This is a genomic window from Stenotrophomonas sp. YJH_SMC_36, from assembly GCF_059369935.1.
This window is the reverse complement of record NZ_JCAFTD010000004.1, coordinates 350,076-365,928: the sequence shown is the minus strand read 5'-3', so window position 1 is coordinate 365,928 and position 15,853 is coordinate 350,076. Positions and strand designations below refer to the sequence as shown.

General features: G+C 67.0%; 13 protein-coding genes. 7 read left to right on the top strand and 6 right to left on the bottom strand.

Features of this window, described 5'->3' with window-relative positions; translation table 11 throughout:
* Nucleotides 1-146: 146 nt before the first annotated feature.
* On the bottom strand, nucleotides 147-959 hold the full coding sequence (locus AC5P76_RS10215; protein WP_253118447.1) for an APH(6) family putative aminoglycoside O-phosphotransferase: 813 nt from the start codon (nucleotides 957-959) through the stop codon (nucleotides 147-149).
* A 135-nt stretch (nucleotides 960-1,094) separates the two neighbouring features.
* On the opposite strand from AC5P76_RS10215, the gene clpA reads away from it, so the two are divergent.
* The gene (gene clpA, locus AC5P76_RS10210) at nucleotides 1,095-3,374 is read left to right on the top strand and encodes an ATP-dependent Clp protease ATP-binding subunit ClpA (RefSeq protein WP_065182194.1); all 2,280 of its coding nucleotides are present in this window, start codon (nucleotides 1,095-1,097) and stop codon (nucleotides 3,372-3,374) included.
* Nucleotides 3,375-3,449: 75 nt separating this feature from the next.
* Here the strand turns inward: clpA and AC5P76_RS10205 are convergent, their stop codons facing one another.
* The 5 genes from AC5P76_RS10205 to trxB all read right to left on the bottom strand — a co-directional run bounded on the left by AC5P76_RS10205 (nucleotide 3,450) and on the right by trxB (nucleotide 7,297).
* Entirely contained in the window at nucleotides 3,450-3,827 is a 378-nt protein-coding gene (locus AC5P76_RS10205; RefSeq protein ID WP_253118448.1) for a hypothetical protein, read from the bottom strand.
* A gap of 201 nt (nucleotides 3,828-4,028) precedes the next feature.
* On the bottom strand, nucleotides 4,029-4,247 hold the full coding sequence (gene infA / locus AC5P76_RS10200; protein WP_005409596.1) for a translation initiation factor IF-1: 219 nt from the start codon (nucleotides 4,245-4,247) through the stop codon (nucleotides 4,029-4,031).
* Between the two features lie 86 nt (nucleotides 4,248-4,333).
* A complete protein-coding gene (gene aat, locus AC5P76_RS10195; protein ID WP_197572555.1) occupies nucleotides 4,334-5,074 on the bottom strand; it encodes a leucyl/phenylalanyl-tRNA--protein transferase in 741 nt (246 codons plus the stop codon).
* 43 nt (nucleotides 5,075-5,117) lie between these two features.
* Nucleotides 5,118-6,242 carry a GNAT family N-acetyltransferase gene (locus tag AC5P76_RS10190; protein WP_111186996.1) on the bottom strand — a complete coding sequence of 375 codons (1,125 nt, stop codon included), beginning with the start codon at nucleotides 6,240-6,242 and terminating at the stop codon, nucleotides 5,118-5,120.
* Between the two features lie 83 nt (nucleotides 6,243-6,325).
* Nucleotides 6,326-7,297: a thioredoxin-disulfide reductase gene (trxB, locus tag AC5P76_RS10185; protein WP_053517948.1), complete on the bottom strand. Its 972-nt coding sequence runs from the start codon at nucleotides 7,295-7,297 to the stop codon at nucleotides 6,326-6,328.
* 233 nt (nucleotides 7,298-7,530) lie between these two features.
* Here trxB and AC5P76_RS10180 point away from each other — a divergent pair, with 233 nt between their 5' ends.
* From AC5P76_RS10180 to AC5P76_RS10155, 6 genes are all read left to right on the top strand, one after another.
* The gene (locus AC5P76_RS10180; RefSeq protein WP_053517949.1) at nucleotides 7,531-9,894 is read left to right on the top strand and encodes a DNA translocase FtsK; all 2,364 of its coding nucleotides are present in this window, start codon (nucleotides 7,531-7,533) and stop codon (nucleotides 9,892-9,894) included.
* A 38-nt stretch (nucleotides 9,895-9,932) separates the two neighbouring features.
* Entirely contained in the window at nucleotides 9,933-11,876 is a 1,944-nt protein-coding gene (locus tag AC5P76_RS10175; RefSeq protein ID WP_253118449.1) for a DUF3857 domain-containing protein, read from the top strand.
* A 111-nt stretch (nucleotides 11,877-11,987) separates the two neighbouring features.
* On the top strand, nucleotides 11,988-12,626 hold the full coding sequence (gene lolA / locus AC5P76_RS10170; protein ID WP_065182198.1) for an outer membrane lipoprotein periplasmic chaperone LolA: 639 nt from the start codon (nucleotides 11,988-11,990) through the stop codon (nucleotides 12,624-12,626).
* A gap of 186 nt (nucleotides 12,627-12,812) precedes the next feature.
* A complete protein-coding gene (locus AC5P76_RS10165; RefSeq protein ID WP_227255445.1) occupies nucleotides 12,813-14,090 on the top strand; it encodes a replication-associated recombination protein A in 1,278 nt (425 codons plus the stop codon).
* 81 nt (nucleotides 14,091-14,171) lie between these two features.
* The gene (locus tag AC5P76_RS10160) at nucleotides 14,172-14,561 is read left to right on the top strand and encodes a DUF805 domain-containing protein (protein ID WP_065182200.1); all 390 of its coding nucleotides are present in this window, start codon (nucleotides 14,172-14,174) and stop codon (nucleotides 14,559-14,561) included.
* Between the two features lie 201 nt (nucleotides 14,562-14,762).
* Complete coding sequence (locus AC5P76_RS10155; protein WP_065182201.1) at nucleotides 14,763-15,791, top strand: alpha/beta hydrolase; 1,029 nt, start codon at nucleotides 14,763-14,765, stop codon at nucleotides 15,789-15,791.
* The last annotated feature ends 62 nt before the right edge of the window (nucleotides 15,792-15,853 follow it).

Sequence of the window (15,853 nt, the reverse complement as noted above, 5' to 3'; positions counted from 1 at the left end):
TAACTGCGCCTGGCGCGGCGTGCCCACCAAGGTGGGCACCTACCAGGGCGGAAGCCTGTAGAGCCGAGCCCGCGCTCGGCTGCTGTTCGCCCAGGCATCCAGATTTCAGCCAGAAGCAGCCGAGCCCATGCTCGGCTACAGCGGGATCACCCCTCCGCCAGCGCCTCCAGTGCCATCGCCGCGACTGTCTCGTCGATATCGGCCGGGTCGCCATCATTGCGGAACCATACGGCCGACAGCCCGGCGCTGGCAGCGATCCAGCGCAGCAGGCGCGTGCGATCCAGGTCCGCCAGGGCGCTGACCTCGGTCACCCGGGCCGCAAAGCGCTCCGGCCGGGTCGCGACGTGGATGCCGGGACCGCACAGGTCGGGATTGCTGAACAGCGTGGTGTAGTCGAACGCGCGATCACCGATCAGCCGTTTCGGGTCGATCGCCAGCCAGCCGCGCGTGCCGAAGTCGAGCACGTTGTCGTGGTGCAGGTCACCGTGCAGCGGCCGGACCTCCTGTTCGTCCTCCAGCAGCGCGACCGCCAGCGATCTGCACTGTTCCAGCAGTGGCGGCAGCGCGGCCCTTGGCTGCAGCAGGTCGGCGAACCATGTAGGCAGGCAGACCAGCTCCGCTGGCGGTGCGCTCCGTGGCCGGTGCAGACGCTGCAGGACCTGGCACAGGATCGTGGTACAGCTGCTGTCATCGCCGGCGATCGAGCGCTCCCGCAGCGATTGGCCGCCGGCGCGCTCGATCAGGATGGCCGGCCCCTCGTGCGCCAGCAGGCGCGCGGCACCGTCGCCGTCCCACCAGCGCAGCAGGCGATGGCTGTTCTGTTCTTCGGTTTCACTGCTGATCTTCAGCATTGCCGGCAGGTCGTCGGCGGTCAGTACCGGCCAGAGCCGGGCGTGCGGGGTACGGATGGCGGGACCATCACGTCGCAATCGCCAGCGGCTCAGGTAGGGTTCGCTCATGGGTGGGCTGTCCGGGAGTGAATGAAGATCAAGCAATCCGCACTGCTAACGCCATCTGAACGCAGCAATCCGCTAGGGTGATGGAAATCGCGTAGTCAGGCCGCATATTGTCCCCATCTGCCGCCGGAGTAATCCATGTTCAGCAAAGACCTCGAACACACCATCGGCCAGTGCTACAAGCGCGCCCGTGAGGCCCGGCATGAGTTCATGACGGTCGAACACCTGCTGCTGGCACTGCTCGACAACCCGTCCGCCCAGGCCGTACTGAAGGCCTGTGGTGCCGATGCCGACCGCCTGCGCCAGGAGCTGGAGCAGGCCATCGAGGCCTCCGTGTCCCGCCTGGCGGAAGACGATGGCCGCGACACCCAGCCGACGCTGGGCTTCCAGCGCGTGCTGCAGCGGGCCGTGTACCACGTGCAGTCCTCGGGCAAGAAGGAGGTCACCGGCGCCAATGTGCTGGTCGCCATCTTCGGCGAGAAGGACTCCCATGCCGTCTACTACCTCAACCAGCAGGACGTGACCCGCCTGGACGTGGTCAATTACCTGTCCCATGGCATCGCCAAGCTGGGCGAGGAGGGCGAACAGCCTTCCTCCGAAGGCGAGAGCCGGGCCGAGGGCGGGGAGGGCGAGCCGAAGGGGGATGCCCTGACCGAGTTCGCCAGCAACCTCAACGAGCAGGCCCGGGCCGGACGCATCGACCCGCTGGTCGGGCGTGCCGACGAGATCGAGCGGACCATCCAGGTCCTGTGCCGCCGTCGCAAGAACAACCCGCTCTACGTGGGCGAGGCCGGCGTCGGCAAGACCGCGATCGCCGAAGGCCTGGCCCGGCGCATCGTCGAGGGCTCGGTGCCGGAGGTGCTGGCCGATGCCGTCATCTATTCGCTCGACCTGGGCGCACTGGTGGCCGGCACCAAGTACCGTGGCGACTTCGAGAAGCGCCTGAAGAGCGTGCTGACGGCCCTGAAGAAGGTGCCCAATGCCGTGCTGTTCATCGACGAGATCCACACCATCATCGGTGCGGGTTCGGCGTCGGGCGGCACCATGGATGCGTCCAACCTGATCAAGCCGGCGCTGGCGTCGGGCGAGCTGCGCTGCATCGGCTCGACCACGTTCCAGGAGTACCGCGGCATCTTCGAGAAGGATCGTGCCCTGGCGCGCCGCTTCCAGAAGATCGACATCGTCGAGCCGACCGTGGGTGAGACCTACGAGATCCTGCAGGGCCTGAAGGGCAAGTACGAAGCCCACCACGGCGTGACGTACTCCGACGAGGCGCTGCAGGCCGCGGTGGACCTGTCGGTCAAGCATATCGGTGACCGCCTGCTGCCGGACAAGGCCATCGACGTGATCGACGAGGCAGGTGCGCGCCAGCGGCTGCTGCCGGAGGACCAGCGCAAGGAACTGATCGACGTGGAGGAGGTGGAGGCCATCATTGCCAAGATGGCGCGCATCCCGACCAAGCAGGTCAGCGCCACCGACAAGGATGTGCTGCAGCACCTGGAGCGCAACCTGAAGATGGTGATCTTCGGCCAGGACCCGGCCATCGAGACCCTGTCGTCGGCGATCAAGCTGGCGCGCTCGGGCCTGGGCAATCCGGAGAAGCCGATCGGCAACTTCCTGTTTGCCGGCCCGACCGGTGTCGGCAAGACCGAGGTGACCAAGCAGTTGGCCCTGCAGCTGGGCATCGAGCTGGTCCGCTTCGACATGTCCGAGTACATGGAGCCGCATTCGATCAGCCGCCTGATCGGTGCGCCCCCGGGATACGTCGGCTTCGACCAGGGCGGCCTGCTGACCGAGAAGATCGTCAAGACGCCGCATTGCGTGCTGCTGCTGGACGAAATCGAGAAGGCGCACCCGGACATCTTCAACATCCTGCTGCAGGTCATGGACCGGGGCGTGCTGACCGACACCAACGGACGTGAAGCGAACTTCAAGAACGTGGTGCTGGTGATGACCACCAATGCCGGCGCGGCCCAGGCCTCGCGGCGTTCGATCGGCTTCACCAAGCAGGACCACGCCACCGACGCGATGGAGACCATCCGCCGCAGCTTCACCCCGGAATTCCGCAACCGTCTCGATGCGGTGGTGCAGTTCCAGGCACTGGGCTTCGAGCACATCCTGCGTGTGGTGGACAAGTTCCTGATCGAGCTGGAGATGCTGCTGCAGGAGAAGCACGTCAGCCTGTCGGCCACGCCGACCGCGCGCGACTGGCTGGCCCACCATGGCTTCGACCCGCTGATGGGTGCCCGTCCGATGGCGCGCGTGATCCAGGACAAGATCAAGCGTCCGCTGGCCGACGAGCTGTTGTTCGGCAAGCTGGTCAACGGCGGCAAGGTCAGCATCGATGTCCGCGACGACGAACTGGTGGTCGAGACCCAGGCCGAGCCGGAGCGGCTGCTGCCGGCCACGGTGGAGTGAGCTGACGCCACGGGCTGTGGCGTGAAGGACTGGAAAGGGCAAGGGCGGCTTCGGCCGCCCTTGTGCTGTCAGGTGTCAGCGGCTGCGACGGCGCGCTTCACGCGTGAACCGCTCGGCATCGATCGGCTCGATGCGCGCCACCTCGCAGGAGCCGCGACCGGTGTCCAGCTTGCTTCGGCCCTCGCTGCACAGCGTGTCAGCCTCCTTGCCGTCGGTCGTGAAGCCGAGGCGGGTGGCCAGCACGGCGGAAGGGCAGCTGTTGCGGAAGTGCACGACATAGTGCGCTTCGCCGGAGCGGAGCAGGATGTTCCTGTCGGCGCCGGCGCGAACGATCTGCTGTTCGCCGGACAGCGGCACGCACTGCGTCGCCGGGGTGTCGGCCGCATGGGCGGACGGGGCCAGCAGGGCGATGGCGGACAAGGCCAAGGGGGCGAGCAGGGAAGTGAGGTTCATGGCGGGGCAGGGGTGGCGATCCGGAGTGGATCGGATCCCAGAATGCTGCCGCTGTCGCAACTGCGAATCTGCCGCAAGCAGGGCTGACTGACGTCATGGTGAGATCGGTCACGATGACCTCCGGCAGGGCCGGAGAGCGGGCATGACAAAAGGCCAGCAACCCAGGCTGGCCTTGTCGAAGTGGCGCGACGCGCCGACCGCTTACTTCATGCGGTAGGTGATACGGCCCTTGGTCAGGTCGTACGGGGTCATTTCAACCTTGACCCGGTCACCGGTGAGGATGCGGATGTAGTTCTTGCGCATGCGGCCGGAGATGTGGGCGATGATCTCGTGCCCATTTTCCAGACGAACGCGGAAAGTGGTGTTCGGCAGCGTCTCGCTGACGGTGCCCTCGAACTCGATGGAATCGTCTTTCGACATGTAGTCCTGTGCGGTTCAGAAAACGGCCACGCTGGGCCTAAGGCGCAGTATTTTACGCGGGACGCGGCCGGCTTGCAAAGTTTATGTTAACCCCCCGCCAGGACGCGGGCCGGCAAGCGGCCCATGTGCCGAGTCCACGGGCCTTCACGCCCCGGGCAGCGCACGGCCTGCCGCACGTGGTCCAGAAACGCGGCGCGTGGCAGGTGCACCGCACCCATCCGCAGCAGATGCGGATTCTCCACCTGTGCATCGATCAGTTCCCAGCCCCAGCCATGCAGGGTGGCCGCCAGCGCGGCCAGCGCGATCTTGGAGCCGCCGCTGGCGCCGCTGAACATGCTTTCGCCGAAGAACATCGTGCCGATGGCCACGCCATAAATGCCACCGACCAGGGTCTGCCGGTCCCAGACCTCGACGGAATGGGCGAACCCGAGGTCGTGCAGCCGGCTGTAGGCCTCGACCATTGCCGGGCTGATCCAGGTGCCGTCCTGTCCGGGGCGCGGCGCGGCAGCACAGGCGCGCATCACCTGGCTGAAGGCGGTGTCGGCAGTCACCTCCCAGTGGCTGCCGCGCAGCTGGCGGCGGAAGCGGCTGGACAGGTGTACGCCGGAGGTGCGGAACACCATGCGTGGGTCCGGTGACCACCACAGGATCGGCTCGCCGTCGCTGAACCACGGGAAGATGCCGCCGGCATAGGCATTCAACAGGCGTGCAGGATGCAGGTCGCCGCCTACGGCCAGCAGGCCGTCGGGACTGCGCAGCGCGGTTTCAGCGGGCGGGAAGGGGGCGTCCGGCGCATCGTCCAGGCGCCAGGGCAATTGACGGGTCATGCCGGGAGTGTAGCGATGCCGGCGCATCCATTCTGCGGCGGCGCTAGTCCTGCGTGCGGAACGGGCTGTGTTGCTGCAACGTCTGCTCATAGCGCCGCACGTCCCTGCGCTCCTGCCGGCACCAGTCCTGCAGAGCTTCTGCGAAATCCGCATCGGCCACCCAGTGCCGGCTGCGCACCCGCGTCGGCAGGAAGCCGCGCGCCAGCTTGTGTTCGCCCTGTGCGCCGGGCTCGAAGCGGGTCAGGCCTTCGCGCAGGCAGTACTCGATGCCCTGGTAGTAGCAGGCCTCGAAGTGCAGGCCAGGCAGGGTAGCGCCACCCCAGTAGCGGCCATACAGCGTGTCGCCCCCACGCAGGCACAGGGCGCCGGCAATCGGTTCGCCGTCCTGTTCGGCCAGGAACATCACCAGGCCGCGCCCGAGGCTGCTGGCCAGGTGGCGCAGGAAGGGCTCGGTGAGCGCCGGTGCATTGCCGTACTCGACGAAGGTCTGCAGGTAGAAACGGTACATCGCCTGCAGGTCGGCACGGCTGGCCTCATCGCCGTGCACGACGCGGAAGCCGATGCCCTGGCGGGTGACCCTGGCGCGCTCCTGGCGGATGTTCTTGCGGTGCTTGTGGTCCATGGCGCCAAGGAACTGATCGAACGTCGTCCAGTCGCCCGGGTTCTGCCACTGGAACTGGATATCCTCGCGCAACAGCCAGTCATCGCCGAACAGCGCTTCATCCGCTGCGGTGTGGAAGTTGATATGCGCCGAGGACACGCCCAGCGTGGGCAGCGCCCCGCGCAGGGCCGACAGCACGCCCGCGCGGGCTGGATCGTCCCGGGCCAGCAGCCGCGGCCCGGTCACCGGCGAGTACGGCACGGCGCCGAGCCATTTCGGGTAGTAGTCGCGGCCATGCCGGGCATAGGCATTGGCCCAGGCGTGGTCGAACACGAACTCGCCGTGGGAGTTGGTCTTCAGGTAGCCGGGAATCGCCGCGACCAGGACGTCGCCCTCCCACAGGGTGAAATGCCATGCCTGCCAGCCCCAATCCCCGCGCAGGCAACCGTGGGCTTCGAGTCCGGCCAGGAAGGCGTAGCTGACGAAGGGATTGCGGCCATCATGCAGCGCGTCCCAGTCGGTGGCGGTAACGGACTGCAGCGAGTCGAGGAAACGGGGGGAGGGCATGGGCCAAGGATAGGTCAGAAGAAAACAGAAAGGCCGGCGCTTCCGCGCCGGCCCCCAGGATCAGTCATGGCGTGGAGCAATCTTCAGCCGGCCTTGCCCTGTGCATCCAGATAGCGCTCGGCATCCAGTGCGGCCATGCAGCCGAAGCCGGCGGAGGTGATGGCCTGCCGATAGTGCTGGTCGGCCACGTCGCCCGCGGCGAACACGCCTTCCACCGAGGTCTGGGTGGCGTTGCCGCCCAGGCCCGAGCGGATTTCCAGGTAGCCGTTGTTCATCGCCAGCTGGCCATCGAACAGGGTGGTGTTCGGGTGATGACCGATGGCCACGAAGAAGCCGTGCGCGTCGATGTCGCGGGTGCTGCCGTCCAGGGTGGACTTCACGCGCACACCGGTCACGCCGGCATCGTTGCCCAGCACTTCCTCGACCTGGTGGTGCCAGACGGTTTCGATCTTGCCGGCCGCGACCTTGGCGAACAGCTTGTCCTGCATGATCTTTTCCGCCTTGAGGGTGTCGCGGCGGTGGACCAGGTAGACCTTGCGGGCGATGTTGGACAGGTACAGGGCCTCTTCCACCGCAGTGTTGCCACCGCCGACCACGACCACGTCCTGGTCACGGTAGAAGAACCCGTCGCAGGTGGCGCAGGCGGACACGCCGCGGCCCTTGAAGGCCTCTTCGGTCGGGATGCCCAGGTACTTGGCGGTGGCGCCGGTGGCGATGATCAGGGCGTCACAGGTGTATTCGTGACTGTCGCCGATCAGCCGGAACGGACGCTGGGACAGGTCGGCGGTGTGAATGTGGTCGAAGATGACCTCGGTCTCGAAGCGCTCGGCGTGAGCCTGCATGCGCGCCATCAGGTCCGGGCCCATCAGGCCATGGGCGTCACCCGGCCAGTTGTCGACCTCGGTCGTGGTCATCAGCTGACCGCCCTGCTGCAGGCCGGTGATGACGACCGGCTTCAGGTTGGCGCGGGCGGCGTAGACCGCAGCGGTCCAGCCGGCCGGGCCGGAACCGAGGATGACAAGCCGTTGGTGGCGGGAGGGCAGGCTGGTGCTCATGTAAACTCGCGAAAAGGTAAGTGGGACAAGGCGCTGGCGATGTTTGCGCAGCATCCATGGCAGGTCATAGAGTGGCGGCTGGGGCAGGGCGATTCAAGCCGATGAACAGAACGCCGTCGCCCATCGACGGTTTCCGGCCCCGGAGGGCGCCTCGCAGCGTCGCATAACTGAAAACTGACGCCGTCTCATTTATTATCAATCACTAACAGCGCATTCCAAAGGTATGGTCTAAGGTGGCGAAGCAGGTCCCCGAACGCTCCAAGTCCGACGACAGCAAGGCGTCACGTCGCACGGCCGCGGCGGCGGCGACGACCGACAACCCCCGCCGCCAGCGCCTCTGGCGCGACCTGGGCCTGATCGCGATCGCGCCGGCCCTGCTGTACCTGGCGGCAAGTCTGTTCACCTACTCGGCGTCGGACCCCGGCTGGTCGCATACCGGCAGCGTGGTCGCGCCGGTACACAACATGGGCGGCCGCGCCGGTGCCTGGATCGCTGACGTGCTGCTGCAGTTGTTCGGCTACATCGCGTTCCTGCTGCCGGTGGTGCTCGGCGCACTGGCCTGGATCGCCATGTTCGGCCTCAAGCGGGAAAGCAAGGGCGAGAACGACCTCGATCCGGCCCTGCGCCTGGTCGGTCTGGTCGGCTTCCTGATCGCCGGCACCGGCTTCCTGCATGTGCGCCTGTTCAATGGTGATGTGTCCAGTGCGGGCGGCATCCTTGGCAAGCTGGTGGGCAACTCGCTGACCGTCGGGTTCGGAGCGCTGGGCGCGAACCTGTTCGTGCTGGTGCTGCTGCTGGCCTCGATCACCCTGGCCACCGGCCTGTCGTGGTTCACGGTGATGGAGAAGATCGGCCGTGGGGTGATGTCGCTGGCGCCGCTGCTGGAGCGCAAGAAGGAACAGGCGACCGAGTGGAAGCAGACCCGTGCCCTGCGCGAGGAGCGCCAGGAAGTCCGCAAGGCGGACGCCGAGGTGCGCGCCAAGCGCGAGCCGGTGAAGATCGAACCGCGCCCGGAACCGGTGATCGAGAAGAGCGACCGGGCCAAGCGTGACAACCAGATACCGATGTTCCGCGGCGTCAACGGCGATGGTTCGGACCTGCCGCCGCTGGCCCTGCTGGATGATCCCAAGCCGCAGCCCAAGGGCTACGACGAGGAGACACTGGAGACCCTGTCGCGGCAGATCGAGTTCAAGCTGAAGGATTTCCGCATCGATGCGCAGGTGGTCGGCGCCTATCCGGGCCCGGTCATCACCCGCTTCGAGATCGAGCCGGCGCCGGGCATCAAGGTCAGCCAGATCAGCTCGCTGGACAAGGACATCGCCCGCGGCCTGTCGGTCAAGTCGGTGCGCGTGGTCGATGTGATTCCCGGCAAGTCGGTGATCGGCCTGGAGATTCCCAACGTCACCCGCGAGATGATCTTCCTGTCCGAGCTGCTGCGCTCGAAGGAGTACGACAAGGCCTCCAGCGTGCTGACCCTGGCGCTGGGCAAGGACATCGCCGGCCGCCCGACCGTGGCCGACCTGGCGCGCATGCCACACCTGCTGGTGGCCGGTACCACCGGCTCGGGCAAGTCCGTGGCCGTCAATGCGATGGTACTGAGCCTGCTGTACAAGGGCTCGCCGAAAGATCTGCGGATGCTGATGATCGACCCGAAGATGCTCGAACTGAGCGTCTACCAGGGCATCCCGCATCTGCTCGCGCCTGTGGTCACCGACATGAAGGAGGCCGCCAACGGCCTGCGCTGGTGCGTGGCGGAGATGGAGCGCCGCTACAAGCTGATGAGCGCGGTGGGCGTGCGCAACCTGGCCGGCTTCAACAAGAAGGTGAAGGACGCCGAGGACGCCGGCCAGCCGCTGATGGACCCGTTGTTCAAGCCGAACCCGGAGCTGGGCGAGGCGCCGCGCCCGCTGGAGACGCTGCCGTTCATCGTCATCTTCATCGACGAATTCGCCGACATGATGATGATCGTCGGCAAGAAGGTCGAAGAACTGATCGCACGTCTGGCACAGAAGGCACGTGCAGCCGGCATCCACCTGATCCTGGCCACCCAGCGTCCGTCGGTGGATGTGATCACCGGCCTGATCAAGGCCAACATTCCCACCCGCATCGCGTTCCAGGTGAGCTCGAAGATCGACTCGCGCACCATTCTCGACCAGTCCGGCGCGGAGACGCTGCTGGGTCACGGCGACATGCTGTACCTGCCTCCGGGCACCGCCATGCCCGAGCGTGTGCACGGCGCGTTCGTCTCCGACGATGAAGTGCATCGCGTGGTCGAGCATCTCAAGGCGATGGGTCCGGCCGATTACATCGAGGGCGTGCTGGACGAGGTTCAGACCCTGGGGGACGGCGTGGTGGTGGGTGCCACCGGCCTGCCGGAAACCAGTGCCGGCGGCGACGAGTCGGATCCGCTGTATGACGAGGCGCTGAGGGTGGTCACGGAGACCCGCCGCGCGTCGATTTCCGGCGTGCAGCGCCGGCTGAAGATTGGCTACAACCGTGCGGCGCGACTGATCGAGGCCATGGAAGCGGCCGGCGTTGTCAGTGCGCCCGAGCACAATGGCGACCGGACGGTGCTGGCACCGCCGCCGCCGAAGTAAGGCCCGACGTACCCCCACGACGTCCAAGGATCCGACGAATGCTTCATCCCGTACCACGCGCGCTGGCGCTGGCGCTGGCTGGCCTGATGGCCGCCAGCCCGGCCCTGGCGGAGACCGCCACCCCCGCGCCCGCTACGGCGCAGCCTTCCACCAGCGGCGATACCGAAGCCAGCAACAACTTCAGCATCGTCCGCTATCGCGCCGACTACCAGGTGCGGCCCGACGCAGGCAATGTGCAGACCGAGACCTACGAGGTCCTGCTCAAGACCAAGGCCTCGGTCGAGCAGTTCAGCCAGGTGCGGCTGAGCTACAGCGAGAAGATGGAGACGCTGGAGGTGCTCGACGCCTACACCATCACCGCCGATGGCCAGCGCCGTGACGTTCCGGCAGATCGCATCTACACCCAGGAAAGCTATTCCAGCGCCTCGGCAGCGATGTACGCCGACCGCAAGGTGCGGGTGATCGTGTTCCCGAACCTGGCGCCGGGCACGCGCCTGTACTACCAGGTGCGCCGCACCCAGGCCACGCCGTACTTCCCGGGCTACTTCGGCCTGTGGGAGACCTTCAATGTGTTCACCGAATACGAGGATGCCGAGGTGACGCTGAGCGCACCGGCCAACCTGCCGATGTTCGTCGACAGCCGCGGCGTGCAGGGCAGCGATCGCCCGGTGGTGAGGAACGGCCAGGCGCAGTGGCGCTGGCGCTACCAGCGCCGCGAGGCGATGCAGGCGCAGAACTGGTCGGCCGCCGGCTGGGAGTTCGGCCCGAACATCATGGCCAGCACCTATCGTGACTGGGCGCAGATGGGCCGGGCGTACCAGCTCAAGGCCGGTCCCGCCGCGCAGGTCACGGCGGAGATCCAGGCGCTGGCCGACCAGGTCACCGCAGGCATCGGCGACCGTCGCTCGCAGGCCGATGCGCTGTACCGCTGGGTCGCTCAGAACATCCGCTACGTCGCGGTGTACCTGGGCAATGGCGGGCTGGAGCCCAACAGCGCGCAGAGCATCCTCGACAACCACTATGGGGACTGCAAGGACCATGTGACCCTGCTGGAAGCCCTGCTGGCCGCCAAGGGAATTGCCAGTTCGCCGGTGCTGATCGGCGCCGGTGGCGGGCCGACGCTGCCGAAGATTCCGGTGCTGGGGCGCTTCAACCACGCCATCACCTACATTCCCGAGTTCGATCTGTACCTGGATTCGACCACCGCCTGGGCGCGCTTCGGCCAGTTGCCCGAGGGCGACCTGGGCGCGCCGGTGATGCGCACGGCCGACGCGAGCCTGGCACGCACGCCGGCCAATGGTCCGCAGCGCAACGCAACCTCGATGGAGGTGCGCTTCACGTTCGATGCCAACGGCAATCTGCGTGGCGAGACGATTCCGCAGCTGGGCGAGAATGCGGAGATCGGCATGCGCGCACAGTTCGCCCAGCTCAATGCGCAGAATCGGGCGCGCGCCGAGGAGTCGATCATGGCGGCGTCCGGTTTTGATGGCCGCGGCCAGCTGCAGCTGCAGGGCGTCCCGGTCGATCTGACCCGGCCGTTCGGCTACCGCATGGCCTTCCAGGCGGAAGACTACGTGGACTTCAGCGTGGCCGGGGGCATGGCGGTGCCGGATCCGCCAGGCGGCGAGTCGGTGCGCGGGCTGTACGCTACCGCGTCTGCACCGGCCAACGAGACGCCGTTCTACTGCAACGCGAGCCTGCGTGAAGAAACCTATCGCCTGCAGTTCCCGGCCAACGCGCCGATCATCGCCGTTCCGGCCAGCCAGCGTTTTGCCAATGCCGCGGGCGAGTACCGGGTGGACTGGAGCCGGCAGGGCCAGGAGGTGATCGTCCACCATCGCCTGCAGCAGAATGCCGTGCGTGGACCGGAGGCACTGTGCCAGCCCCAGGACTACACCGCGTTCCGCGCGCTGTATCGCGAAGTGCGCCGCGGCTTCCGCGGACAGGTTCTGTATGGAAGGCTGCCTGCGCCTGCCAACTGAATCGCCGGTGGACGTGCGGGGCGGCATAATGTCGCCCTGATCGCCCATTCATCTTTGCCCGGGCACACTGACATCCACCTTTCCTTGCGCCCGCGCCCACAGGATTCCCGCATGAACGTCCGCCTCCGCCGTATTCTTGCCGCCAGCACTCTCGCCATGGCCTGCGCCGCCGCGGGCAGCGCGTGGGCGGGTGCCCGCGATGACCTGAAGAACTTCACCAGCGGCCTGAAGGGCCTGGATGGCCAGTTCAGCCAGCAGGTGTTCGACAGCCGCGGCAAGGTCAAGGAGTCGACCAGTGGCCGCGTGGCACTCTCTGCCCCGCGCCTGTTCCGCTGGGAGTACGTGCGGCCGCACGAACAGCTGATCGTGGCCGACGGCAAGAAGGTCTGGATGTACGAGCCGGACCTGGAGCAGGCCACCGTGCGCGAGCAGGGCAAGGAAGAGCAGAACAGCCCCTTGACCGCGCTGATCAACCCGGCGCTGCTGGAGCAGCAGTACGACCTCAGCGAGGAGGCGGCACAACGGGATGGCCTGCAGTGGCTGTCGCTGTCGCCGAAGCGCGATACCGAGGCCAGCTTCCAATACGCCGCGCTGGGCTTCAACGCCCAGGGGCTGGCGAGGATGGAGATCACCGACGCGGTCGGCCAGCGCACCGTGATCAATTTCAGCGGCTGGAAGCGCAACCCGACGTTCGCGGCCTCGACCTTCCGCTTCAGCCCGCCGGCCGGCACGGACGTCATCGGCAACTGATGCGTGACGCCGGGCATGGCCCGGCGCTACCGATGTGCGCATTTCGCCGATCCGCCGGGCATGGCCCGGCGCGACCGACGGGGGGCGCGGTACAATGAGCGGGTGCCAAGACAACGCTCCACTTCCTTCCCCGGCCCCGATCTGCTGAGTGTCGATCGGGATCATCTGCGCCCGCTCGCCGAGCGCATGCGTCCGCAGACCCTCGATGAAATGGTCGGGCAGAAGCGCCTGCTCGCTCCGGACAGCGCACTGCGCCGGGCGGTCGAGTCCGGTCGCGTGCATTCGATGATCCTGTGGGGCCCGCCGGGCTGTGGCAAGACCACGTTGTCGCTGCTGCTGGCCGAGTATTCCGATGCCGAGTTCCGCGCCATCTCCGCCGTGCTGTCCGGCCTGCCGGAGGTGCGTCAGGTCCTGGCCGAAGCGGCGCAGCGTTTCGCCGAAGGCCGGCGTACCGTGCTGTTCGTCGATGAGGTGCATCGCTTCAACAAGGCGCAGCAGGACGCGTTCCTGCCGCATATCGAGCGCGGCACCATCCTGTTCGTGGGTGCCACGACCGAGAACCCGTCCTTCGAGCTGAACTCGGCGCTGCTGTCACGCTGCCGCGTGCACGTGCTGGAGGCGGTCTCGCCCACCGACATCGTCGAGGCACTGCAGCGGGCGCTGGGGGATCGCGAGCGCGGCCTGGGCCAGGAGTCCATCGAGGTTGCGCCCGAGCTGCTGCTGGAGATCGCCACCGCTGCCGATGGCGACGTGCGCCGCGCGTTGACCCTGCTGGAAATCGCCGCCGAACTGGCAGGGGGCGAGGGCGGGCACATCACCCCGCAGACGCTCACCCAGGTGCTGGCCGACCGCACCCGTCGTTTCGACAAGGGCGGCGAGCAGTTCTACGATCAGATCTCGGCGTTGCACAAGTCGGTGCGCAGTTCCAATCCCGATGCGGCGCTGTACTGGCTGACCCGCATGCTCGACGGCGGCTGTGATCCGTCGTACCTGGCGCGCCGGCTGACCCGCATGGCGATCGAGGACATCGGCCTGGCCGATCCGCGAGCACAGAGCATGGCGCTGGAAGCGTGGGACATCTACGAACGGCTGGGCAGCCCCGAAGGCGAGCTCGCGTTCGCCCAGCTGGTGCTGTACCTGGCCAGCACCGCCAAGTCGAATGCAGGCTACGCGGCGTTCAACCAGGCCAAGGCCGACGTGCGCCAGAGCGGTACCGAAGAGGTGCCGCTGCACCTGCGCAACGCGCCGACCAAGCTGATGAAGGAACTGGGCTACGGTGCCGAGTACCAGTATGACCACGATGCGGAAGGCGGGATCGCGCTGGATCAGACCGGCTTCCCCGATGCGATGGGCGAGCGCGTGTACTACAACCCGGTGCCGCGCGGACTGGAGATCAAGCTGAAGGAAAAGCTCGACCGGTTGCGCGCCGAGCGCGAGGCGGCGCGGGCGGCGAAGCGGCGTTGATCGCCGTTACGCAACCAATCCGATTGTCGGGTCCACGCTGATTCGAGAGAATCCCCGGTTCACTTCTCAAGGATGACGTTCATGCAGGACATGACTCTGGCGTTGAAGCGCTACGCCCAGTTCGAGGGTCGGGCCAATCGCCGCGAATACTGGATGTTCCAGCTGTTCCTGTTTCTGGTGGCCACGGCGGTGTCGCTGCTGGCCGGCGTGCTGGCGATCCTCATGCGCTCCAGTCCGGATGCACTGAGCGCCATCCTGATCGGCACGATGGTGCTGCTGGGCCTGATGTGGCTGGCGACGATCGTGCCGCTGATCGCCGTCACCGTGCGCCGTCTGCATGACTGCAACCAGTCCGGCTGGCTCTATCTTCTGGCATTGGTGCCGATGGGCGGCCTGGTGATCCTGGTGTTCGCTCTGCTGCCCGGCACGCCGCAGGAAAACCCGTACGGCCCCGTGCCTGCGGGCCCTTGACGCGGCACCCGCCGGGCAGCGCCCGGTCCTGGGATTCGGCCCTCCCGCCTTGGCGGGAACGAGATGATGCGTCCCATGACGCCGCGTTATCGCGCGCGTGATACACAGTGTGACGTTTGATCGTTGTGATAATCATTCGCGTTTAAGGTAGACTGCGGTCCCTTGTGAAACAGCGGCCCAGGCCGCTGACGTCGCCCGCCGATGAAGCATTTCGTCCTTCCTCCGCACCGTGGTCCGCTGGCCCGCGGCCTTGCCGTCCTGATGATGGGTCTGCTCCTGGCTACCCCGTATGCGTACGCGCAGCAGCGCAATCCGCTGCAGAAGATCGGCCACACCGTGCTGGATGAGCCGGCCGCCAGCTATCGCTTCGAGCATTTCGTGATCGACAGTGCCGACACGCAGCGCCGCTGGCGGGTGAATCTGGCGATTCCGGTCCGCGCCTCCAGTGCACCTTCGCCGGTGTTGTACGCGCTGGATGGCAATGCGGTGGCGATGGTGCTCGACCAGCCGCTGTTGGCTGAACTTGCAGCGCTCAAGGCGCCTCCGGTGCTGGTGTTGATCGGCTATGACAATGATCTGCGCATCGACTCGAAGGCGCGGACCCGTGACTACACGGCATGGATCGACCGCGCCGACGATGAGAGCGGCGCAACCCAGGCGGTCGGCGGCGGCGCTGCGGCGTTTCTTGATGTGATCGAGCGCCGCATCAAGCCCGAGGTGGAGCGTCGCGCGCGCGTCGACACCGGGCAGCAGGCGCTGTGGGGGCACTCGCTCGGTGGCCTGTTCGTGCTCAACGCGCTGTACACCCGGCCGGCCGCGTTCCAGGCCTATCTCGCCGCCAGTCCGTCACTGTGGTGGGCGCAGGGCGCGGCGCTGGGCGATCCCGAACAGCAGTTCGTGCAGAACGTGCACGGGCAGCCGGCCAGGGTCTGGTTGATGCTGGGAGGCGCCGAGCGCGTCGGCGACCGCGGCAAGCGTGACCTGAACAACCCGCGGGTGGTCGCGCACCTGCGCCGCATCGGCGGCGCCACGCCTGACGCGGCGATGCAGTTGTCCGAGCGGCTGCGCCGGGTGCCGGGGCTGAGCGTGCAGTACCGCGAGTTTCCTGGCCTGGGCCATGGCCCGATGCTGCCGGCGTCCTTCCACGCGGCGCTGCATGAGCTGTACGGGGTGACCGATCGCAGTGCAGGCGATGGCGCCAGTGCAACGGATGGGCCGTCCAGCGAATGAATCCCTTCGCGCGGCCTGCCGTGCGACCCCACTACCCAGGCGAGGCTGCCCGCGTGCAGCGG